This is a genomic window from Aquabacterium humicola (genome assembly GCF_030167915.1).
GTDB lineage: Bacteria > Pseudomonadota > Gammaproteobacteria > Burkholderiales > Burkholderiaceae_C > Pseudaquabacterium > Pseudaquabacterium humicola.
The window spans coordinates 1,761,768-1,783,713 of the sequence record NZ_JARGNB010000001.1 but is presented as its reverse complement, the minus strand read 5'-3'; the positions used below and the strand labels follow the sequence as shown (position 1 = coordinate 1,783,713).

The window sequence follows — 21,946 nt, the reverse complement described above, 5'->3', positions numbered from 1 at the left end:
TGGCGCAGTGATGGACCACCGGGTCGACCGATCCGGCGACGACCTGGCCGACACGCCCGCCACGCGGGCGGCTCAGGTCAACCTGGACGACACCGGGCGCTACCGCCTGTCGCCGGACGTGTCGGCCGTCGCGCTCGAGCGCCGCTACGGCCGCCAGCTGTGGCTGAGCGCGCTGCCGCTGTTCGGCCTGCTGCTGGTGCTGGCGCTGTGGCAGGCCTGGCAGTCGCGCATCGCCGTGCTCGCCGAGCTCGAGCGCCAGGCCACGCAGCAGCATGCCGCGCTGCAGGTGCTGGCGCGCGTCGCGGCCGACCATGTCGCCGATCTGCGCCTCGTCGCCGAACGTGAGCTGGTGCTGACCTCGCCCCAGCCCGCGGACCGCGCGCTGCGCGATGCGCTCAAGCGCCGCGGCGACGAGGCTGTGCCGGACGGCTACGCGCTCGACGAGCTGCCGCCGCTGCTGCACGGCGGCAGCGCACAGCTGCTGTGGCCGCACGCCGGCGCCCCGCCGCCGGAGGCGACATTGGCGCTGCTGCAGTCGCTGTCGCGCACCACCGAGATCGCCCACAGCCGCCATGCCGACCTGGCGGCTTCGCTGTTTCTGGGCTGGCCCGAGAAGCTGCTGGTGCACTACCCCTGGCTGCCGAGCCAGGCCCTGCTCGACGCGGGCGGCGTGCCGACGATCCCGGCGCTGGTCGAGCAGGCCTATGCCTCGCCGGTGTTCGCCAACGGCCGGCCCGAGCGCAACCCCGAGCAGCGCGGCTACTGGGCGCCGGTGCAGCGCAGCGGCACCGCGGCGCCGCGCCTGCTGCACGCGCAGCCAGTCTATGTCGGCGAGGATTTCCGCGGCGTCGTGGGCACCGAGGTGCGGCTGGCGAGCATCGCCCGCGTCGCGGCGGCGCGGCCGGTCGGCACGCTGAAGCAGGTCTACTGGTGGGTGCTCGATGCCCATGGCGAAGTGCTGGCCGAACGCATGGCGTCCGACGACGGCCCCAGCACCACGCCGCGCGCGCTGCCGGCCGGCTTCGATGCCGCGGCGCTGGCCGAGGCGCAGCGCTCCGGCGGGCGCGCGCTGGCCCTGGCCGGCCACCGCGTCGTCGCGCTCGATGTCGCCGACGCGCCGTGGACGCTGGTGCTCGCGCTCGGCGACGGCGCGCTGCTGGCGCAGGTGCTGCCGGGGCTGGCGCCGTTCACGCTGATCGGCCTGGCGCTGCTGGGCCTCTTCCTGCGTGCCCAGGTGATGCTGCGCCGGCGCGTGATCCAGCCGGCGCTCGGCGTGATGGGCTACCTGCACGCGAAGTCGCTCGACGTCAACGCCCCCGAGCCCGAGCTGCCGCAGCGCTGGCGCAGCTGGGCGCATGTGATCACCCGCACCTTCGACGAGCAGCGCGCCGCGCGCGCGGCCGAGCGCCGCAGCGAGGCCTTCAAGTCGGCGATCGTCGACCACGCGCTGGCGGCCCTCGTGGCCACCGACAAGCAGGGCCGCATCGTCGAGTTCAATCCCGCGGCCGAGGCGATGTTCGGCCTGCCGCGCGCGCAGGCCGTCGGCCGGCCGGTGAGCCAGATCGTCATCCCGCCGCGTTTCCGCGCCGCGCACGAGGGCGCGATGCGGCGCATCGCCGACGGTGCGCCGGCCAGGCTGCTCGGCAAGCGCATCGAGATGCAGGCGCAACGCGCCGACGGCAGCGAGTTCCCGGTCGAGATGCTGCTGTGGCGTGCCGACGTCGAGGGCCAGGCGGTGTTCACCGCGTCGATGGTCGACCTGTCCGAGCGCCGCCGCCAGGCGCTGGAGATCGAACGCCAGCGCGACGCGCTGCGCCAGAGCGAGAAGCTGTCGGCGATGGGCAGCCTGCTGGCCGGCGTCGCGCACGAGCTGAACAACCCGCTGGCCATCGTGCTCGGCCGCGCCAGCCTGCTCGAGGAGAAGTGCAGCCACGCGCCGGAGCTGGCGGCCGATGCCCAGCGCATCCGCGAAGCCGCCGAACGCTGCGGCCGCATCGTGCGCACCTTCCTGAACATGGCGCGCAGCAAGCCCACGCAGCGCGAGCCGGTGGCCTTCAACGAGCTGGTGCAGGCAGCCACCGAGATGCTGGCGTACACGTGGCGCAGCCATGGCATCCAGTTGGATCTGCAACTGGCGGATCGGCTGCCCGCCGTGAATGCCGACGGCGACCAGATCGGCCAGATCGTGCTGAACCTGCTCGTCAACGCGCAGCAGGCGCTGAGCCACGTGCAGAACGGCCCGCGCCGCGTGCAGGTGTCCACCGGCGTCGAGGTGCCGCGCCCGGGCCGCGAGCCGCGTGTCTGGCTGCGCGTGGCCGACAGCGGTCCCGGCATCGCGCCGGAGCTGGCCGAGCAGATCTTCGAGCCCTTCTTCACCACCAAGGCCGACGGCATCGGTACCGGGCTGGGCCTGGCGGTGTCGCGCTCGCTGGCCAAGGACCACGGCGGCCACCTGGTGCTGGAGTCGGTCGCGCCGCTGGGCGGTGCCTGTTTCCGGCTGAGCCTGCCGCTGTCCGGCGAGGCGGGGCCGGAGAGCGCCACCACGCCGCTCGACGACGCGACGACGCACGAGCGGTCGCGGGTGCTGGTCGTCGACGACGAGAACGAGGTCGCCGAGCTGATCCGCGACATGCTGGAGTCCGCCGGCCACGATGTCGCGGTGGCCGAGTCCGGCGCCGTCGCGCTGGAGCTGCTGGACACCGCGCGCTTCGATGCCGTCGTCAGCGACCTGCGCATGCCCGACATGGACGGCGCCGCGCTGCGCGCCGAGATCGTGCGCGGCCACCCGGCGCTGGCGCGGCGCATGCTGTTCATCACCGGCGACACGCTGTCGCCCGGCGCCCGCGAGTTCCTCGACGGCACCGGCTGCCCGAAGCTCGACAAGCCGTTCTCCAAGGCCGACCTGCTCGCGGGCGTCGCCGGTCTGCTGTCGTGACCGCCACGCCGGGGCCGGCGCCGTCGGCAGCGATGTCGATGCCCGACCAGCGCGTGCTCGCGGCGCCGCGCCGCCTGGTCTGGCTGCTCGGCCTGCCGCTGCTGGTGCTGCTGGCCGTGCTGAGCGCCGTGCAGTACCGCCAGCGCATCGGTGCGGCCGAACAGGCGCTGCTGCTGCGGCTGCAGCAGCGGGCGCAGGAACTGGAGCAGCTGGCGCGGCCGGCGGTCGACCATGTGCACGACCTGCGCGCGATGCTGCAGGCGCAGTGGCATGCGCCGCCCGATGCCGGGCCGGCGCTGCGCCAGGCGCTGTCGCCGCGCAGCTTCGCCGGACGGCCGGACGGCTGGTCGCTCGACGCGGCGCCAGCGGCCGCGCGGGAGCGTTTCGGCCAGGTCTGGTGGGCCGAGCCCGATGGCCGGCCGATGCCCGAGTCGTGGGTCCAGCGCGCCGCCGCCTTCGTGCAGCAGGCACGCATCGCGCACCAGCGGGCGCCCGGCTTCGAGGCCACCTGGTTCGCCGGCGTCGACGTCAACACCTCCTTCGGTTATCCCTACCTGCCGGCCGAACGCATCGTGCAGGCGCTGGGCAGCGACGGGCTGACCGGCATCGCGCCGATCCGCGTCAAGGCGTCGGCCTCCAGCCGCGACTGGCTGCGCCGCCACGCGCCGCGCACGACCTGGTGGGGGGCGCCCGACGTCAGCCAGCTGCACGGCCAGCTGGTGGTCTCGCACGGCGCGATGCTGATCGTCGCCGGCGACTACGTCGGCGAGGTCTCGGTCGACTTCCGGCTCGACGCACTGCAGCAGCGCGTGGCCGACTGGTCGCGCGCCGACGGCGCGCGGCACTGGATCGTCAGCGCGATGCAGCGCGACGGCGGCGCCGCTGGTAGTGGCGGTGTGGGCGAGGTGATGGCCGATTCCGCGGCGCCGCTGCAGCCGCCGGGCCAACCCTGGGCGCCCGGTGCCGACCGGCCGAAGCTCGCGGTGGCGCTGGCCGAGCACCTGCCGGCGGGGCTGCCGGTCACCGCCGCCCGGAACGCGCTGCACGAGCCCGGCCGGGTGCAGCGCGACGGCGGCTGGCTGTTCGCCGGCGCGGCGCGCGACGGCGCGCCCTGGGCCACGCTGGTCGCGCTGCCCGAGGCGACGCTGCGCGCCCAGGTGCTGGCCAGCCTGGCGCCCAACGCGCTGCTCGCCGCGGCGCTGCTGCTGACCTTCGTCGCCGGCCAGTGGCTGCTGTCGCGCCGCATGATCGCGCCGGCGCTCGACGTGCTGGCCTACCTGCGGGCGCTGTCGGTCGACGCCGGCGCGCGGCCGCCGGCGCTGCCGGCGCGCTGGCGCGGCTGGGTCGATGCGGTGACCTTGACCTTCCGTGCGCAGCGTGCGTCCCACCAGCGCGAGGCCTTCAACTCGGCGATCGTCGACCATGCGCTGGCGGCCATCGTCGCCACCGACGCCGCGGGCCGCATCCTCGAGTTCAACCCGGCCGCCTCGGCGATGTTCGGCCTGCCGCGCGAGCAGGCGCTCGGCCGCCGCGTCACGACGCTGTTTCCCGAGCGCTTCCGGGCCGAGCATGAAGCCGGCCTGCTGCAGCTGGTCGCCGGCCGGCGCGCCGACTTCATCGGCCGCCGCGTCGAGATCGTCGCGCTGCATGGCGACGGCCGCGAGTTCCCGGTCGAGATGCTGTTGTGGCGCACCGAGCTCGACGGCGAGGTGCACTTCACCGCGTCGATGGTCGACCTGACCGAGCGCCGCGCCGCGCAGCACGAGATCGAGCGCCAGCGCGAGGCGCTGCGGCAGAGCGAGAAGCTCGGCGCGATGGGCGGCTTGCTGGCGGGCGTCGCGCACGAGCTGAACAACCCGCTGGCGGTGGTGATGGGCCGCGCCGGGCTGCTGGAGGAGAAGCTCGGCGATGCGGCCGCTGGCGACGATCCGGCCTCGCGCGATGCGCTGCGCGACGACGCCGCCCGCATCCGCGAGGCGGCCGAACGCTGCGGCCGCATCGTGCGCACCTTCCTGAACATGGCCCGCAGCAGGCCGGCGCAGCGCGGCGCGGTGAACCTCAACGAGCTCGCGCGCGCCGCCGCCGAGATGCTGGCCTACACCTGGCGCAGCCACGACATCGAGCTGCAGCTGGACCTTCACCCGGCGCTGCCGCGGGTGCAGGCCGATGCCGACCAGATCGGCCAGGTGGTGCTGAACCTGCTGATCAACGCCCAGCAGGCGATCGCGGCGCAAGCGCTGCCGCGCCGCGTGATCGTCTCGAGCGGCGTCGAGGCACCGCGCGCGGACCGCAGCCCGCACGCCTGGCTGCGCGTGGTCGACAACGGCCCCGGCGTGCCGGAGGCGGCGCAGGCGCAGATCTTCGAGCCCTTCTTCACCACCAAGGCCGAAGGCATCGGCACCGGGCTCGGGCTGGCGGTGTCGCGGTCGCTGGCGCGTGCGCACGGCGGCGAGCTGCGGCTGGAGCGGACGACCGGCGGCGCCTGCTTCCGCCTCAGCCTGCCGCTGGACGCCGCGCCGGCGGCCGAGGCCGCCGCGCCGCCGGTGGCCACCGACGCAGCGGCCGATGCGCCGGCGCTCGCGCGCATCCTGGTCGTCGACGACGAGGCCGACATTGCCGGCCTGATGCGCGACATGCTGGAGTCGGCCGGCTACGAGGTGACCACCGCCGAATCGGGCGCGGTGGCGCTGGAGATGCTGTCGATGGCGGCTTTCGACGCGGTGATCAGCGACCTGCGCATGCCCGACATGGACGGCTCGGCGCTGTGGCGCGCGCTGCGCGAGCAGCACCCGGCGCTGGCCCGGCGGGTGCTCTTCGTCACCGGCGACACGCTGTCGACCGGCGCGCGGCGCTTCCTCGACGAGACCGGCTGCGCCGGGCTCGACAAGCCCTTCGCCAAGGCCGACCTGCTGCGCGCGGTGGCCGCGCTGCTCGACGCCGGTGACGCGTCAATTCAGGGTTAGCGTCGCGTCCTGCAGCATCTCCTGGCGCACCACCGCCAGCAGCCGGGTCCAGGCCGCGTGCAGCTCGTGCGTGAAGCCGGGGCCGAGCGCCTCGGCCAGCGTGTCGAGCAGCGCGCTGCCGACGCTGTCGTAGTGCGCCGGCTGCACGCCGTAGCCGGCGTGGCGCGCACCCAGCGAATGCAGCACCGGGAACAGCGTCTCCGGCCGGCCGAGCAGGCCGACCGCCGCGCCCAGCATCTGCAGCAGGCGTTCGCCCTGCTGGTGCATGTCGCCGCGGAAGAGCTGGCGCAGCGCCGGATCGATCTCGAACAGCCGGCGGTAGAAGTGCGCGGCGAGGTCGGCGGAGCCGGTCTTCGCGCGGGCGAAGCTCGCCTGCACGAGGCGGATCTGGTCGGGCGTCATGTCGGAGGGTTCCCTGGCTTTGGTCTCGATGGCCGCGCAGTGTGCGCGGGGATCGATGCACCCCGGTGTCGCGCCGGCCGCCAAATGGTTTCCTTTGTTATCCGTCCGGGGCTCGGCAACAAACGAAACCTGGGCTAGCCTGGACTGAAGCGTCGCTGATGCACGCGCTTCCCACACTGCCCGGCGAGCCAGACGCTGCCAGGAGATTCGCGATGACCCCGCCCGCCGCCGTTGCCACCGCCCGTGCCGCCACCAGCCGCCCGGTCCTGCCGGCCAGTGCCGCCCAGCTCGGCCGCGAGGCGCAGGCCCAGCTGGCGCTGACCGAGTTGTTTCCGCACCTGCGCACCGACGCCGACCTGGCGCTGCGCGACCTCTTCGTCAGCCTGCGCCTGCCCCCGGCCGCCCGACGCTGACGATCGACCCCTGTACGCCGGTGGCCCGGACCCTCGAGGGGATCAGGCCGCTGGCAGCGGCCCGGCCGGGCCTGTGAGGAGACCGCGATGGCCGACACCCCCGAGATGACGCAGCCGGGCGAGCTGCCGCTGCGCCTGTTCCCGTCGCGCATCGCGAGCCTGGGTTTTGCGGTTCGCCTGCCGCCCGACTGGATCGGGCACCCGCTGCCCGACGAGGTGCCCGACTTCGGCGATCCGAGCCGCCTGGTGCCGCTGGCGGCGGTGACCGCGCCGCATGCGGCGATCGTCTGGGCCGTCGCCGCGCGTCCCGCCTACAGCGACGGCTGCGTCGGCGACTGGGCGCGCTACCTGCTGTCCCACCATGGCCTCGAGGTCCGCGAGATCGCCGAAGGCCGGCTCGGCGCGCTGCCGGCGCTGATCGGCGAGGCGGTGCAGCCCAGCGAGGTCGGCCCGCTGACGGTGCGCTTCGCGTTCGCCGAGGACGGTGGCCGGCTGATCAACATGACGCTGACCGCGCCGGCGCTGCTGGCCGACGCGCTGGCCCGCATCTGGATCGCGAGCGTCGAGACCTTCGCGCTCGAGCAGTCGGCCGGTGCGACCGTGCCGCTGAGTCCGGCCGAGGCAGCCGAACCGTCCGCACCGGCCGACCTGTCCGAGGGCATCACCGTGGCCGAGGTCGCCGAGGCGATGCCCGAGCAGGCCAGCCCCTGGGCTGCGCATGCGCGCGCCGAAGGCGCGGCCGCGCTCGATCCCGAGCAGCCGATCAATGCACGGCTGCGCGATGCCGGCGTCGGCCTCGTGCCGCGGGTCCTCGCGATCGACGAGCCGCAGCACTGCGCGACCCTCGGCTGCGGCGCGGTCAGCGCGCAGCTGACGGTGCCGCTGGGCTGGCATGCGATCGACGACGGCCGCCGGGTGCTGGTCTTCGAGCCGGAGGGCGCGGTCCAGGTGCACCTGGACCTGCTGGCGCTGGACGAGGGCGACGTCGACGGCCTGCTGGACCGCCTGGAAGCGCAGGCCCGCCGCGACTACCCGGCGCCCGAGTGCCTGCGGGTGCGGCAGGGACGCATCGAGGCCCTGGCGCTGCGCAACATCTTCGACGGCGACCAGCCGCTCGAGCAGTTCCATATGCTGATCGATGGTCCGGACGCCGACCGCGTGCTGCGCGCGCGGGTCACCGCGCTGCCCGAAGGTGCGGTGCGGGCCGCGAACATGGCCGAGCTGATCCTTCAGTCGGCGGTCTTCGGCAGCTTCGTCGTCGCCACCGGCCGCAGCGACAGCGGGCCCGACTGGTGGCTGGCCGCGCAGCTGCTCGAACGCGCCGACCGCCTCGCCGAAGCCGAGCAGTGCATCACCGACGCGGTCGACCACCTGGGCGCGTCGCTGCAGGTGGCCGAGCTGTACCGCCAGCGCATGCTGCGCCTGCACGCCGAGGGCCGGCCCGATGGCGCCGCCGCCGCCCGCGAGGCGGCCGTGCGCTGGGCCCACCACTACGCGGCCGGCGCGACCAGCGGCGGCGAGGGCGCGGCGCTGTCCCGCGAGCGCGACGCGTTCCTGGCCCGCCTGTAGGGCCGGCTGGACCGGGGGCGCGGGGACATGTCGAGATTGCGAGCGCCGTTGGCCTCTGGCAATGACGGTTGCAGTTGCTCACCCATGAAGCGCGTCCTTTTGCTCAGGTGACGCCTGCATCCACCCATACACTTCCTGCATCGCTTCTCCCAGGAGCGATTTATTCTTCTCGGTGCCACACCAGCAGGGCGCCGAGCCGCCGACCCGGCACCCCTGCGTGCCGTCATCAAGCACAGTCCAGCGTGCGTACGGGCCAGCCCCGGCCTTTCGCCTCTCACTGTGCCGGAAAGAGGTTATGGGAAAGACTCGACGCGAAGTATTGAAGAACGGTGCGCTGCTCGGCGGCGTGCCATTGCTCGGCGCCTGCGGCGGCGGTGAGGGTCTCGACGAGGGGGAGACGAATCAGGAAGCGTTGCGTGTCGTCGGCCGACCCGACGATCCCTCGGCCGCCGAGAATGTTCCGGTCGCCTCGGCCAGCCGAGGCGAGCCGCCGATCAACCCTGTGCCGGTGGCCTCCAGCGCTCGCTACCGCAACGGCCACAAGTATCTTTTCCAGGCCTCGTCCTGGGACATTCAGGAACCGCGCATCCCCGGCGGAACGGCGCGCACGTCCGTCTGGGGTCCCAGCTCGGAGTTCGTCGATCGTTATTGCGGCTGGCCCTGGGACAAGGTCGGCGGCGACTGGCTGGATCGCGCCGGCGTTCGCCACGGCCCGACGCCCTGGGCGAGCGTGGTGACGCTGAAGGCCCCGACCGCGCTGGTCAAGGCGTACACGATCGACGTTTCTGATGTCCTGAAGCGGGTGCAGCAGGACAACCGCTGGTGTGCGTTCCGGCTGGCGACCACGCTGGGGCCGCGAAAGATCGCCGGCTGCTGGAACAAGACCTACCCGAAGCCGACCCTGCAGGTGCACTACACCGACGGCACGCAGGAGGCGCTCAATTGCATCATCACCGCGGTGATGAAGCCGGGCACGCCGAGCTCGATCACGCCGAATGTGTCGACGCCGTGCTTCATCGAGTTCGACCGCCCCAGCAAGGCCGTGCTGTCCGCCAGCATGACGCTGACGGTCGTCGAGCACCCCGGCAACGTCGCCGCCGTGATCCAGGTCTTCCTGCTCGACCCGCCGATGAACACCGATCCGGTGCAGCAGGGCGTGGCGGGCTCGGCCTCGGTCGGCCGGCTCGACGCCGGCCTGACGTCGGCACCCGGCATCATCGGCGCCCACCGCTACGTGGACGGATCGACGGTGGACCAGTTCATCCATCCGGGCGAGCCGATCAACAAGTGGGCGTCGCGCGAATTCGATCCGGCCCTGTGGGGCGGCACGCCGAACACGAGCAAGCTGCCGCACAAGGGCCTGGGCAAGATCATCCGGACCAATGCCGACGGGTTGCCCGAGCTGGTGAAGTCCGACTACGGGCTCGAAGGCTTCAAGCCGCTGGCGGCGGGCATGGGCGCGCTGCGCATGCACATGAAGGCCGATGCGACGAAGGACGGCGATGTCGTCGGCTACGGCGGCACCGGCGCTGCCAGTGGCTCGATCTTCATGCCCGAGCCGCTGTTCGGCCGCCTGCCGCGCATCTTCGTGCGCTACTACCTGCGCCTGGGCACGCCTGAAGGCACGCGCTACCTGCGTGACCCGGTCAAGCGCTACAACGTCTACCACAAGGAAGGCCAGATCGCCCCCAACTGGACCGACTGGGCCGGCAAGTTCGGCTTCACGCCGGACCACACGACCAGCTACGGCGGCGGCAGCGGCTCCTCGGGCGGCGGACGCGGCTGGCAGATGCGGCTGGCGTGGTCCGACTGCGACGCCTACTGTGGCGGTCCGAATGAGGAGGGCATCCGCCCGGGCTTCCACCTGTACGACTTCGGTCCGTTGAACCCGCCGGGCTACAGCTACACCGGCGATACGAACTCGAAGATCTTCTGGGGCAAGCGCGGCGGGCTCGGCGGCATCATCTACGCCAACGAGTGGTACTGCGTCGAGACGGAATTGAAGCTCAACACCGTGATGGACGCGGCACCGGGCTTCCTGCCGGACGGCGAACTGCGGGCGTGGATCGACGGCCGCCTCGTCTTCGAGCGCACCGGCCTCGTATTCCGCTCGAAGCCGTTGTACACCGCGCCCCTGCGCTCGGACCTGATCGCGCCGGTGCGCGACCTCGGCGTACGCGCCTTGTGGCTGAACTGGTACCACGGCGGCGTGACGCAGAACAGCGTGCCGCGCACGATGTTCGTCACCGGCCTGGCCTGGGGCCAGCAGTACATCGGTCCGATGAAGCTGTGATCGGGGCAAGGGCCGCGCGATCGGCCCCGCCCCAGGTCAAGTGGCAGCCGCCGCCGGGCCGCCCCAAGGCGGCTGCGCGCCATGGCCGCAAAGCGGCCGAGCGGCCCCGGGGGGCTGGCGCGTAGCGCCTGGGGCGAGCCCTATTTCACCCAGGTGTTCAGCTGGATGATCGGCTGCAGCACCGCGAGCACGATCGTCATCACGATGCCGCCCATGCCGACGATCAGCAGCGGCTCGAGGATCGTCGCCAGCGCCATCGAGCGGCGCTGCACCTCGATGGACAGCTGGCGCGCGGCGCGTTCGAGCATGCGCGGCAGCTCGCCGGTCTGCTCGCCCAGGCGCGCGAACATTGGCAGCAGGCCCGGGAAGCGCTTCTTCGCGGCCAGCGCGGCGGCCAGCGGCGCGCCTTCGCGTACCTGCACCAGCGCGTCCATCGCATCGGCGCGCAGCGCACGGTTGTTCAGCGTCTCGGCGGCCGCCTGCAGCGCCTTCAGGATCGGCACGCCCGAGGCCGCCAGCATCGCCAGCGTGCCGGTGAAGCGCGCGGCGTTGTAGCCGCGTGCCAGCCGCCCGAGCACCGGCAGGTTCAGCCATCCGGCGTCGAAGCGCAGCCGGAAGGCTTCACTGCGCAGCGCCAGCAGCAGCGCGCCGATGGCGCCGGCGACCGCCAGCGCGAGCAGCCAGCCCCAGTGGCGCATGAAGTCGCTCAGCGCGAGCAGGCCGACCGTCAGGATCGGCAGCGCCTGCTTGCGGGTGGTGAAGACGCCGGCGACCTGCGGCACGACGTAGGTGACGAGGAAGACCACGATCACCAGCGCGATCAGCGAGACGATGGCCGGGTACAGCGCGGCGCCGATCAGCTTGGCGCGCAGCGCCTGGCGTTCCTCGAGGTCGTCGGCCAGCCGCTCCAGCACTTGGCCGAGCGCGCCGCTTTGCTCGCCGGCGGCGATCACCGCGCGGTAGACGTCGTCGAACTCTCGCGGGGCCGAGGCCAGCGCGCGCGCGAACGGCGCGCCGGCATTGACCTCGGCGCGCAGGTGCGCGACGAGCTCCCGCTGACCGGGCGTCTCGGCTTCGTCGGCCAGCGCGGTCAGCGCACGTTCCAGCGGCAGCCCGGCGCCGACCAGGCCGGCGAGCTGGCGCGTCCAGACCGCGAGCGTCGTGCTGCTGAAGGCGCGGCGCCTGAAGCTCACGCTGTCGCCGGCCTGGGCCGCGATGGCCACCGCGTCGACCGCCAGCGGCACCAGCCCCTGGCCGCGCAGCTGGCCGCGCGCGGCGCGCGGGTTCTCGGCCTCGACCAGGCCCTTGCGGGTCTTGCCGTCGGCATCGAGCGCTTCGTACTTGTAGGCGGGCATGACGCGTCTTATGGATGCTAGTCGCGCGTGACGCGCAGCAGCTCCTCGAGCGAGGTGATGCCCTCGGCGACCAGCCGCTCGCCGTCCTCGCGCATCGTGCGGTAGCCGGCGGCCTGCGCGGCGTCGAACAGCGCGCTTTCCGGCGCGCGGTTGTGGATCAGCTCGCGCAGCTTGTCGTCGGCGACCATCAGCTCGTAGACGCCGGTGCGGCCCTTGTAGCCGCTCATGCCGCACTCGGGACAGCCGACCGGATGCCAGTGGCCCTGCGCATCCTCGCGCCGGCAGGTGGTGCACAGCTTGCGCACCAGGCGCTGCGCCTGCACGCCCAGCAGCGACGAGCTCAGCAGGAAGGGCTCGACGCCCATGTCGATCAGTCGCGTCACCGCGCTCGGCGAATCGTTGGTGTGCAGCGTCGCGAGCACGAGGTGGCCGGTCAGCGAGGCCTGGATCGCGATCTGCGCGGTCTCGAAGTCGCGGATCTCGCCGATCATGATGACGTCCGGATCCTGGCGCAGGATCGCGCGCAGCGCCTTCGCGAACGTGAGGTCGATCTTCGGGTTGACCTGCGTCTGGCCGATGCCCGGCAGCTCGTATTCCACCGGGTCCTCGACGGTGAGGATGTTGGTGGTCGAGGTGTCGATGCGGCCGAGCGACGCGTACAGCGTCGTCGTCTTGCCGGAACCGGTCGGGCCGGTGACTAGCACGATGCCGTGCGGCTGGTGCACCAGGCGGTCGAAGGCCGACAGCACCTCGCCGCTCATGCCCAGCGCCTCGAGCGTGAACTTCGATTCGGTCTTGTCCAAGAGGCGCAGCACCGCGCGCTCGCCGTGCGCCGACGGCAGCGTCGACACGCGCACGTCGATCGCCCGCCCGCCGATGCGCAGCGAGATGCGGCCGTCCTGCGGCAGGCGTTTCTCGGCGATGTCGAGCTCGGCCATGATCTTCAGGCGCGAGATCAGCGCCGCGTGCAGCGCGCGGTTGGGCTGCACCACCTCGCGCAGCGTGCCGTCGACGCGGAAACGCACCGACGAGCTGCGCTCGTAAGGCTCGATGTGGATGTCGCTGGCCGCGTCCTTCGCCGCCTGGGTCAGCAGCGCGTTGAGCATGCGGATGATCGGCGCGTCGTCGGCGGCTTCGAGCAGGTCCTCGACCGCCGGCAGGTCCTGCAGCAGCCGCGACAGGTCGACCGCGCTCTCGACCTCGCCGACCACCGCCGCGGCGCTCGATTCACCGCCGGCGTAGACCGCGGAGATGCGCGCGGTCAGCGTCGCCGCCGCTTCGTGCTCGACGTTCGAGATGTCGTACAGCCGCGCGACCTCGCTCAGCGCGCTCGCCGGCGTGCTCTCCGCGGCCCACAGCGTGCGCCGCGCGCCGTCGTCCTCGAGCAGCAGCGTGTGGGCCTTCGCGAAGGCGTAGGGCAGGGGGTGGCGTGAGCCCATGGGCGGCCTCAGGGCGCCTTCGGCGGCGCGGGCTCCGAAGCGGCCGGTGCGGGCATCGGCGCGTCCAGCGGCGCCACCGTCAGCGGCGTGCGCGCGTCCTGCGGCAGCACCGGCGACCTCGGCACCGGCAGCACGATGCTCGGGGTCGGCTGGCTGTTGACCTGGCGGGCGCGGATCTGGTCGTAGCGGTCGAGCGAGAAGCGCGAAGCCGCGTCGGCATCGCGCATCACCACCGGCCGCAGGAACACCATCAGGTTGGTGCGCTTGCGGGTGCGGCTTTCGCTGCGGAACAGCGGACCCAGCAGCGGCAGGTCGCCGAGCAGCGGCACCTTGCTCTTGGTGGTCGTGTAGTTGTCCTCGATGAGGCCGCCGAGCACCAGGATCTGGCCGTCGTCGACCGTCACCGTGCCTTCGATCGAGCGCTTGGTCGTCGACGGGCCGGCATTGCTGGTGCCGGCCGCGGTGTCGGTCTTCACGCTCGACTGCTCCTGGTACAGCTGCATGCGGATCGCGCCGCCTTCGCCGATCTGCGGCTTGATGCGCAGCGTGATGCCGACGTCCTTGCGCTCGATGGTCTGGAACGGATTGGTCGTCGCGGTGCCGGTGTTGGTGAACTGGCCGGTGATGAAGGGCACGTTCTCGCCGACGACGATCTTCGCCTCCTCGTTGTCCAGCGTGATCAGGTTGGGTGTCGAGACCACGTTGGTGGCGGACTGGCTCTGCAGCAGCCGCAGGATCGCCGCCAGCGAGTTGACGCCGTTGATCGTGCGCACCAGGCCGACATTGAGGCCGTCGCCCAGGTTCAGCGAGCCCTGGACCAGACCGGTGTTGATGCCGACGATGCCCGGCGTCGAGCCGGTCGGCAGGTTCTGCACCGCCTGGATCGAACGGTTGCCGTCGCTGCCGAGGATGCCGAGCCACTGGAACCCGAAGTCGGCCGCATCGCCGCCCGAGACCTCGACGATCATGCTCTCGATGTAGACCTGCGCGCGGCGCGAGTCGAGCTGGTCGATCAGCGAGCGCATCTGGCGGTACAGCGGCTCGGCCGCGGTGATGATCAGCGAGTTGGACGCCGGATCGGCCTGGATGAAGCCGCCGGTCGACGGCTGCCCCGCCGAGGCCACCGGCGCGGTCGCCGCGGCCGACTGGGCTGCAGCGTTGGCCGTGGCCTGGGGCGTCATCGACGGCGGCGTCGCGCTGGTCGACGACAGGCTGCTGCCGCCCGAGGTGCCGCCGCTGCCGCCGCCGCCACCAAAGGCCGCGCGCAGCACGGCCGCGAGCCGCGTCGCGTCGGCATTCTTCAGGTGCACGACGTAGAGGCCGCCGGCGGGGCCGTCGCTGCCCGGACGGTCCAGCCGCGCGACCAGCGCGCGGATCGATGCCAGGCGGGCCGGGTTCGCTGCGCGCACGATCAGGGCGTTGCTGCGCGGATCGGCGACGATGCTGGTCGCCTGCGTGGCCCCCGGCACGCCCGGCGCGGCCGTCGCGCTGCCCTCGCCGAGCTTCTGCACCAGCACCGCGATGTCCGCGGCCACCGCGTGCTGCAGCGGGATCACGTCGACCTCGGTCGCCGCCGGCTGGTCGAGCGCGGCAATGATGCGGCCCAGGCGCGCGAGGTTGTCCGCGTAGTCCGTGATCACCAGCGAGCTGGTGCCGGGGTTGGCGTTGATCGTGTTGTTCGGGCTGATCAGCGGCCGCAGCACCGCGACCAGGTTGTTCGGGTTCTCGTGGTTGAGGCGGAACACCTGCGTCAGCACCTGGTCGCCGCGCTGCTCGGCGGCGCCGACGATCACCGTGCCGGTCTGCAGCTTGGCCTCGGCTTCGGGCACGACCTTCAGCAGGCCGTTGCTGTCGACCAGCGCGAAGCCCAGGCCGCGCAGCGAGGCCAGGTAGTTCAGCCACGCGTCGCGCACCGGGATCGGCTGCTCGCTGTAGACGGTGATGGTGCCCTTGACACGCGGGTCGACGAGGATCGGCTGGTCGATCATCGCGGCCATCGCGCGGCTGACGGCTTCGATGTCGGCGTTGACGAAATTCAGCGTCACCGGCGCGTTGGAGCGGAAGCGCGGCTGTGCGCTGCGGGCAGGCCGGCCCGGCTCCTGCGCCGCCACCGGCTCGGCGAGCCCGATCGACGCCAGTGCGAGCGTGCAGGCACAGGCGACGGCCGAGGCGTTGAAAGATCGCACTCGCATGATCATCCAATCGAAATGACGGACAGCGCCCCCTGGCGCTTGCCGATGATGTTGAGCAGGTTGGCCAGCGCGTTCTCCTGGCCGGGCGCGGCGCGCGCGTCGCCGCGGAAGCGCAGGCGGGCGCCGGTCCACTGGCCGCTGCCGGCGAGCTGCAGCGCGCCGTCGAGCGTCTGCAAGGTCAGCGTCGCCGCATCGCCGCCGGCCGCATCGCCGCGCAACTGCAGCCGGTAGCTGCCGAGCGGGTCGACCGGCACCAGCGTCGACGACGCGCCGATCAGCCGCAGCTCCAGCGTGCCGTCCAGGCGGGCGCGGCCTTCGACCATGCGCAGCGTGAAGCCGGTGCTGGCCAGCTGCAGCGTGCCGCCGAGCTGCAGCGTGTTCCAGGGCGTGCCGAGTCCCGCCAGCCAGCGGGCCGGCCAGCGGCCGATGCCCTCGGGCCGCGGCGGCAGCACCAGCGTGAAGCCGCCCCAGGCCGGCCGCAGCTCCAGGCGCAGCGGCTCGTGCAGGCAGCAGGGCTGGCGCGTCTTCAGCAGCAGGCCGCGCCAGTGCGGCCGCAGCCGCCACTGCACGCGGCCGGGCAGGGCCGATGCATCGCGGCTGCCGGGGCCGCCGGCGAGCACCAGCACCGCGTCGCCCGCCCAGACGCTGCCACGCGCATCGGCCAGCAGCAGGCGTTCGCCGCTGGCGCGATGCACGGCCGATGCGAGCCAGCTCGCCGGCGCGAACAGCACCAGGCCGAGCAGCCCGCCCAGCAGCACGCCCCACAGCGCGGCGCGTCGCGTCGCGTGCTGCAGCCGCTGCCAGGCGCGTTCGGCGGCCAGCGCCGCGGCCGGTGCCGCCTTCACGCGGGCGCTCCCAGCACCAGCACCACGGTGCCGGCGTAGCTGCCCTGCGGGGTCCGCTGCAGCTGGCTCTCGATGACGCGGGCGCGTGCGTTGATGCGCACTTCGGCGAGCCAGGCGGCCAGCTGTTCGGCCGGCAGGCCGGTGATCGTCAGGATCGCGCGCTCACCCTGCAGCACGAGCTTCGCGGCGTCGCCGAAACGTTGGGCGCTGCCTTGCAATGCGGCGCGGGCCTGCTCGGGCGGCAGCGGCGGTGTCGCGCGCAGCGCCTGCGCTTCGACCGCCAGGCGCTGCATGCTGTGCCACTGTGCTTCGAGCACGGCCTGCTTCGCCGGCACCGTGCGCAGCGTGCGCCAGGCCGGAACGATCGCCAGCCACAGCAGGTACGCGCCGAGCACGATGCCGGCGACCAGCACCAGGCGGCGCTCGCGCTCGCTGCGCTGGCCCCATGCGGTGGCCAGCTGCTGGCGCCAGTCCGAACGGCTCATGGCTGCGCTCCCGTGCGTGCCGCGGCCGCCTCGGTGCGCACGACAAGACGGCCGCCATCGGACGTCACGCGCACGCCGGCGCCCTCGATGCGGTTGCGGAACTGCTCGACCTGCTGCGGCGTCCAGCCGGCCGCGGCCAGGCTCAGCTGGCCCGGCTGGAACTGCAGTTGCTGCACCGGCGCCTGGCCCTCCGGCCACGCACGGGCGGCAAGCGCCAGCAGCGGCTCGAGGTCGCCTTCGCCCGGCTGGCCGGCGGCGCTGCGCAGCAGTTCGGTCTCGCGCCGCATCTGCAGCGGCGCATCGGCGATCGAACGCACCTGCGGGTGGGTGCTGCGCAGCAGCGCCGTCATCTCCTGCTGGCGCAGCTGCAGCTGGCGCTGCTGCTGCCAGGACGCGAGGTTCAGGCCGACCACCTGCAGCGCGAGCAGCGCCGCCAGGCCCCAGCGCACCGGCCGCCAGGCCGGACCGGCCCACTGCTTGGCGAACTCGCGCACCGCGCGCAGTCCGCGGTGGCGCGGTGCCAGATCGAACTGGCGCAGGTTCCACGGCGACCGGGCGGCGGCGAGCGTCGACTGGCTTTCGGTCTGCACCTGCAGCGGCGCGCCGAGCCAGCGTTCGGCGGCGGCGATCACGGAGGGTTCGGCGGTCCAGCGCAGCGCGGCCGCCTGCCACTGGGGCTGGCGGGCACGCGCCAGGCCGCCGCCCAGCGGCATCGTCAGCACGCCGTCGGCGTCGGCCAGCGTCAGCCAGGGCACCGGATCGGCGCCGTCGATGCGGCCGCCGGGAAAGACGTGGGCGATACCGGGTTCCTGCGGCCAGTGCGCGGGCACGACGCGCTCGAGCGTCAGGCCTGCCGCTTCGATGGCCGCGATCCAGCCGGCGAGCCACGGACGGTGCAGCGCGGCGACCCAGGTCGGCTGCGACGGCTTCGCCTGCGGTGCCAGCGCCAGGTGGACCTGGTCGTCGTCGTCGAGCAGGCCTTCTTCCAGCAGGCCCAGCAGTGCGGCGCGCAGGCGCCCTGCCGGGGCTTTCGGCAGCGGCACGCGGTGCCAGCCGATCTCGGAGGCGGGCACGACGGCGACGAGGCTGTCGGCCTTCGGCAGCTGCGCCAGCGTCGCGTGGCCCTGGACGCCCGGGCTCAGGCCGTCGCCGCTTTGCACATAGGCCAGCGGCAGCGCCGCGGCATCGGGCGCGGCGCCTTCGGCGCGCGCACGGGGCGGCAACTGGATGACGAGCATCGACATAGGCTAGCGGGAGGACGTAAAGACGGATGGCGGGCCGACGTCGATCGCGCGGCGACGGTGCGCCGGCGCGACGGGCGGGGCCGCATTGTGGCAAAGGCCGCGCGCTGTCGAACCGCTCACGAACGCGGCGCCAGCACGAGGTGCTGGCGTTGGCGCTGCAGCAGCAGCACGCCACCGTTCGGATCGCGCCGCAGCAGCGCGGTTTCCTCGAGCACCCGGTCGTCCAGCCGCATGCGGCCGCGCACCTCGAAGTATTGCGACTGCACGCCGATGCGCGCCGCGATCGCTGTCCAGGCCTCGTTGGCGATGTTCAGCTGCGTGCGCACCTCGTCCGCGGAACCGAACGCCTGGCGGTTGCGGGTCTGCACCAGCCCTTCGGCGCGGCCCGGATCGATGCCCAGCACGGCGGCCAGCACGTCGCGCGGGGCGGTGTTCAGGTTGACCGTCGCCCCGGTGCCGCCCCCGGCCTGCGGCGGTTGCAGCCAGACCAGCGGGCGCAACTTCTCGATGCTGGCGCCGTCGATGCCCAGCCACGCCAGGTCGTCCAGGCGCAGCGGCAGCAGCGGCGCGTCCTCGGTGCCCGCGGTCGCGGCGGCGAGGCCGCTGGCCAGCCGTTCCGGCACGTCGGCAGCCAGGCCGGCCTGGGCGCACAGCTGCTTGAGCACTTCGAACTCGGCCGGCAGCACCTTGCGTTCGGCGCTGACGAGGTTGCGCAGGTTGTAGCGCGCCTGCGCGTCGACGATGGTGCCGGCGATGAAGGCGTCGGGGCCGCTGTCGTCGGCGTTGTTGTCCTTGTCGGCGGCGAGGAAGGTCGACAGCCGCGCTTCCTCGAGCGGCTTGGCCCAGGTCTCGTTGAGGTGATCGACCGCCTGGCCCTTCTGCAGGTCGGTGCGCCCGTCCTCGCGCAGGATCAGCCGCGCCCAGTCGATCGCGCCGTTGAGGATCCAGCCCAGCTGCGCGCGGCCGCGCTCGGCGATCTCCACCTGCACCGCGCGCCACTGCTGCCAGACCATGCCGGCGGCCAGCGTGGCCACCAGCGTGAGCAGCACCATCGCCACCAGCAGCGCGGCGCCGCGCTGGCGCGGGCGGAACGTCGCGTGCCGGCTCATGTGGCTTGCGGGCCGAGCGCGATGTCGCGCGTCAGCTTGCCCGCGGGCAGCTCGATGACGATGCGCACACCGGTGGGCAGCAGGGCCCGCGGGGCCTGCGGCGGCGGCTGGCCGCCGTCCGTGGAAGGTGCCGAGGCCGGCGACGCAGCGGTCGGGGCGGCGGCGACGTCGGCGCTCGACTGCGCATTGCTCCAGCCGCCGCGGTAGAAGTAGACCTGCCAGGACGCGACGCCCTCGAGCAGCGTCAGCTGCCCCGGTTCCTGGCCCTGCAGCTGCTGGCTGGCCATCCAGGATTCCTGCAGCGCGCCGGCGCGCGTCGTCACCGGCCCGGCCCAGCGCAGCCAGCGGCCTTCGCGCAGCGCCCAGACGACCACCTGCAGGCCGGCGTCGCTGCGCCGCGTCAGCCGCAGCGCGGCGCCGTCGAAGCTCAGCGCCGGCACGCTGGCGCTTTCCTGAAGCGCCTGCAGGTCCTGCTCGAACTGGCCGACGATCGCCGACATCCTCAGGCTCTGCTCCGACGCGGCCTGCGCGATCTCGCGCGAACGCGCCATGCTGTCGACACCGCGCCAGCCGATCACCGCGATCACCGACATGATCAGCAGCGCGACGAGGACCTCGACGAGCGTGAACCCCGAAGCAGCGCGGCGGTCGTTCATAGCCGGCCGAGGATCGTGGTCAGCGTCACCAGCAGCTGCCCCTGGTCGTCCAGCACGCGGGCCTCGACGCGGCGGAAGTTCGGATTCGGCGTCGGCCGCACCTGCAGCTGGCCGCGGTACTCGCGGCCGAGCTGCTGGCACTCGAAGTCGCTGTCGCCGGTGCCGGGGAACTGGCGCGCGAGGCGCAGGTTGGTCAGCTGGTTGTCGGCGCACCACTGCGCGGCGGTGACGTCGGCCAGCCGCTGTGCGTTGTTGGTCAGCGCACCGGCCGCCTTCAGTCCGGCCGACAGCGTGATGGCCACGATCGCCAGCGCGACCAGCACCTCGACCAGCGTGAACCCGGCGCGGCGGCTCATGGCGTGGCGGCGTCGGTCGATGCGGCCGGCAGCGGCGAGAACGGCGCCAGGCCGTCGGTCGCGATCACCACCTGCTGCTCGCCCAGGCGCAGGGTGATGCGCTGCGGGCCGATCAGCGGCTCGGGTCCAAGCAGCAACGCGCGCGCGCCGCCGATCTCCGCCTGCAGGTCCTCGTTGAGCCAGTGCTGCGGCAGCTTCAGTTGCGGCGGCAGGCCGACGAAGCGGAAGCCCTCGCCGGGCACGTTGCTGCCGAGCTCGAAGCGCACCGGCAGGCCCAGCGCCCGCGCTTCGGCGCGGCCGGCTTCGAGCAGCGCCGACAGCCGCGCGGCTTCCTGTTCGAGGCGCGCCGACGAGGGGTCGCGCAGCGCGAGCGCCACCAGTCCGGCGGCGATGCCGACGAGCACGAGCACGACCAGCAGCTCGACGAGCGTGAAGCCGTGGGCCCGGCGCCGGCGGCTGGCAGCCACCGCGGTCCGGCTACTGCCAGGACCCGATGTCGGCGTTCTTGCCTTCACCGCCGGCCTGACCGTCGGCGCCGAAGCTGAACACATCGATCTCCGCCTTCACGCCCGGATTGACGTACTGGTAGGGCTGGCCCCAGGGGTCCTTTGGCAGCTTCTCGAGGTACGGCCGCCAGTTCGGCGGCGTCGGGCCGCCGGTCGGCTTCTTGACCAGCGCCTCGAGGCCCTGTTCGGCGGTCGGGAAGCGCTGGTTGTCGAGCTTGTAGAGCTTCAGGGCCTGCATCAGGTTGTTGACGTCGGTGCGCGCGGCGGTGGCACGCGCGTCGTCGGTGCGGTCGAGCAGGTTGGGCACGATCAGGCTGGCCAGCACGCCGATGATGACCAGCACCACGAGCAGCTCGATCAGCGTGAAACCCCGCGCGTGGGCCGGGCGGCGGGTCATCGGGCGAAGCGGGGTCGGCATGGCGCTGCAGGGAAGGGCGATCGGCCAAAGCGGTGAATGATAATGCCCGCATGAGTTCGCGCGTGTTCGCGTTTGTCATCTGGGCTGCGGTCGCCGCGAGCGCGCTGTTCTGGGGATTTCGGCTGTTAGCGAAACCGCTGCCGGTGCCGGCGCAGGCCGCGCAGGCCGGCGCCGCGACGCCGCCGGTCGCCGGCGACCTGGCCCGGCTGTTCGGCCCGCCCGCGGAGGCGGCGATCGCCGAGGTCGCGCCGCCGCCGGCCATCGAGAGCCGCTTCAAGCTGGTGGGCGTGGTCGCGCCCGCAGCCGGCCACCGCAACGGGCTGGCGCTGATCGCCGTCGACGGCGGTGCGCCCAAGCCGGTCGCGCTTGGCGGCCGGGTCGATGCGGAGTGGACCGTGGCGGCGATCGGCCACCGCCGGGTCGAGCTGGCGCCGGCCGGCGGCCAGCCGCGCGTGGCGCTCGAGCTGCCGGCCCTGCCCGATGCCGCGCGCGGCGACCTGCCGCGTGCCGGCGCCGCGGCGCCCGGCGCCACGCCGCCACCACCGGCGCCGCTGCCGTACGGCGCCGCCGCGCCGATGCCGGCGCCGCAGCCGATGGGGCGCCCGCGGCCCACGCAGCGCACGGCCGCACCGTTCGGGGTGGTGCCGAATCCCGGTGCCCAGGCGATGCCGCAGGCCAGTCCGCTGCCCTTCGGCGTGACGCCGCCGGCGGCGGCGGTGCAGGCGCCGATGGCGCCCAGCGAGCCGGTGAACGCGACGCGCTGAGG

The 21,946-nt window shown here is 73.2% G+C and carries 18 protein-coding genes; 6 read left to right on the top strand and 12 right to left on the bottom strand.

Annotated elements, in window-relative coordinates:
* The first annotated feature begins 10 nt into the window (after positions 1-10).
* Positions 11-2,935: an ATP-binding protein gene (locus P1K89_RS07945; RefSeq protein ID WP_284615838.1), complete on the top strand. Its 2,925-nt coding sequence runs from the start codon at positions 11-13 to the stop codon at positions 2,933-2,935.
* Positions 2,936-2,967: 32 nt separating this feature from the next.
* A complete protein-coding gene (locus tag P1K89_RS07940) occupies positions 2,968-5,898 on the top strand; it encodes a hybrid sensor histidine kinase/response regulator (protein WP_284615837.1) in 2,931 nt (976 codons plus the stop codon).
* Here the strand turns inward: P1K89_RS07940 and P1K89_RS07935 are convergent.
* Positions 5,884-6,300: a globin domain-containing protein gene (locus P1K89_RS07935; protein ID WP_284615836.1), complete on the bottom strand. Its 417-nt coding sequence runs from the start codon at positions 6,298-6,300 to the stop codon at positions 5,884-5,886. The genes P1K89_RS07940 and P1K89_RS07935 overlap by 15 nt on opposite strands.
* 212 nt (positions 6,301-6,512) lie before the next feature.
* Between P1K89_RS07935 and P1K89_RS07930 the strand changes: the two genes are divergently transcribed.
* From P1K89_RS07930 to P1K89_RS07920, 3 genes are all read left to right on the top strand, one after another.
* Positions 6,513-6,713 carry a hypothetical protein gene (locus P1K89_RS07930; RefSeq protein ID WP_284615835.1) on the top strand — a complete coding sequence of 67 codons (201 nt, stop codon included), beginning with the start codon at positions 6,513-6,515 and terminating at the stop codon, positions 6,711-6,713.
* A gap of 87 nt (positions 6,714-6,800) precedes the next feature.
* A complete protein-coding gene (locus P1K89_RS07925) occupies positions 6,801-8,282 on the top strand; it encodes a hypothetical protein (RefSeq protein ID WP_284615834.1) in 1,482 nt (493 codons plus the stop codon).
* Between the two features lie 508 nt (positions 8,283-8,790).
* Positions 8,791-10,575 (top strand): hypothetical protein, encoded by a 1,785-nt coding sequence (locus tag P1K89_RS07920; RefSeq protein ID WP_284615833.1) that lies wholly within the window; start codon positions 8,791-8,793, stop codon positions 10,573-10,575.
* Between the two features lie 140 nt (positions 10,576-10,715).
* Here P1K89_RS07920 and gspF read toward each other — a convergent pair whose 3' ends face one another.
* From gspF to gspG, 11 genes are all read right to left on the bottom strand, one after another.
* Entirely contained in the window at positions 10,716-11,930 is a 1,215-nt protein-coding gene (gspF, locus tag P1K89_RS07915) for a type II secretion system inner membrane protein GspF (RefSeq protein ID WP_284615832.1), read from the bottom strand.
* Positions 11,931-11,947: 17 nt separating this feature from the next.
* A complete protein-coding gene (gene gspE / locus P1K89_RS07910; RefSeq protein ID WP_284615831.1) occupies positions 11,948-13,369 on the bottom strand; it encodes a type II secretion system ATPase GspE in 1,422 nt (473 codons plus the stop codon).
* An 8-nt stretch (positions 13,370-13,377) separates the two neighbouring features.
* Positions 13,378-15,561, bottom strand: a complete 2,184-nt coding sequence (gspD, locus tag P1K89_RS07905) for a type II secretion system secretin GspD (protein ID WP_284615830.1) — start codon at positions 15,559-15,561, stop codon at positions 13,378-13,380.
* A gap of 2 nt (positions 15,562-15,563) precedes the next feature.
* On the bottom strand, positions 15,564-16,406 hold the full coding sequence (gene gspN / locus P1K89_RS07900; RefSeq protein WP_284615829.1) for a type II secretion system protein N: 843 nt from the start codon (positions 16,404-16,406) through the stop codon (positions 15,564-15,566).
* Positions 16,403-16,891, bottom strand: a complete 489-nt coding sequence (locus P1K89_RS07895; protein ID WP_284615828.1) for a type II secretion system protein M — start codon at positions 16,889-16,891, stop codon at positions 16,403-16,405. Before P1K89_RS07895 ends, gspN begins: the two co-directional genes overlap by 4 nt.
* Entirely contained in the window at positions 16,888-18,135 is a 1,248-nt protein-coding gene (gene gspL, locus P1K89_RS07890; RefSeq protein WP_284615827.1) for a type II secretion system protein GspL, read from the bottom strand. The genes P1K89_RS07895 and gspL overlap by 4 nt, the downstream gene beginning before the upstream one ends.
* A gap of 116 nt (positions 18,136-18,251) precedes the next feature.
* The gene (gspK, locus tag P1K89_RS07885; RefSeq protein WP_284615826.1) at positions 18,252-19,244 is read right to left on the bottom strand and encodes a type II secretion system minor pseudopilin GspK; all 993 of its coding nucleotides are present in this window, start codon (positions 19,242-19,244) and stop codon (positions 18,252-18,254) included.
* A complete protein-coding gene (locus P1K89_RS07880; RefSeq protein ID WP_284615825.1) occupies positions 19,241-19,900 on the bottom strand; it encodes a prepilin-type N-terminal cleavage/methylation domain-containing protein in 660 nt (219 codons plus the stop codon). The genes gspK and P1K89_RS07880 overlap by 4 nt, the downstream gene beginning before the upstream one ends.
* On the bottom strand, positions 19,897-20,256 hold the full coding sequence (gspI, locus tag P1K89_RS07875; RefSeq protein ID WP_284615824.1) for a type II secretion system minor pseudopilin GspI: 360 nt from the start codon (positions 20,254-20,256) through the stop codon (positions 19,897-19,899). The genes P1K89_RS07880 and gspI overlap by 4 nt, the downstream gene beginning before the upstream one ends.
* Positions 20,253-20,723 carry a prepilin-type N-terminal cleavage/methylation domain-containing protein gene (locus tag P1K89_RS07870; RefSeq protein ID WP_284615823.1) on the bottom strand — a complete coding sequence of 157 codons (471 nt, stop codon included), beginning with the start codon at positions 20,721-20,723 and terminating at the stop codon, positions 20,253-20,255. Before P1K89_RS07870 ends, gspI begins: the two co-directional genes overlap by 4 nt.
* Before the next feature lie 10 nt (positions 20,724-20,733).
* The gene (gspG, locus tag P1K89_RS07865; RefSeq protein ID WP_284615822.1) at positions 20,734-21,159 is read right to left on the bottom strand and encodes a type II secretion system major pseudopilin GspG; all 426 of its coding nucleotides are present in this window, start codon (positions 21,157-21,159) and stop codon (positions 20,734-20,736) included.
* Between the two features lie 71 nt (positions 21,160-21,230).
* Between gspG and P1K89_RS07860 the strand changes: the two genes are divergently transcribed.
* Complete coding sequence (locus P1K89_RS07860) at positions 21,231-21,944, top strand: type II secretion system protein N (protein WP_284615821.1); 714 nt, start codon at positions 21,231-21,233, stop codon at positions 21,942-21,944.
* Positions 21,945-21,946: the final 2 nt, after the last annotated feature.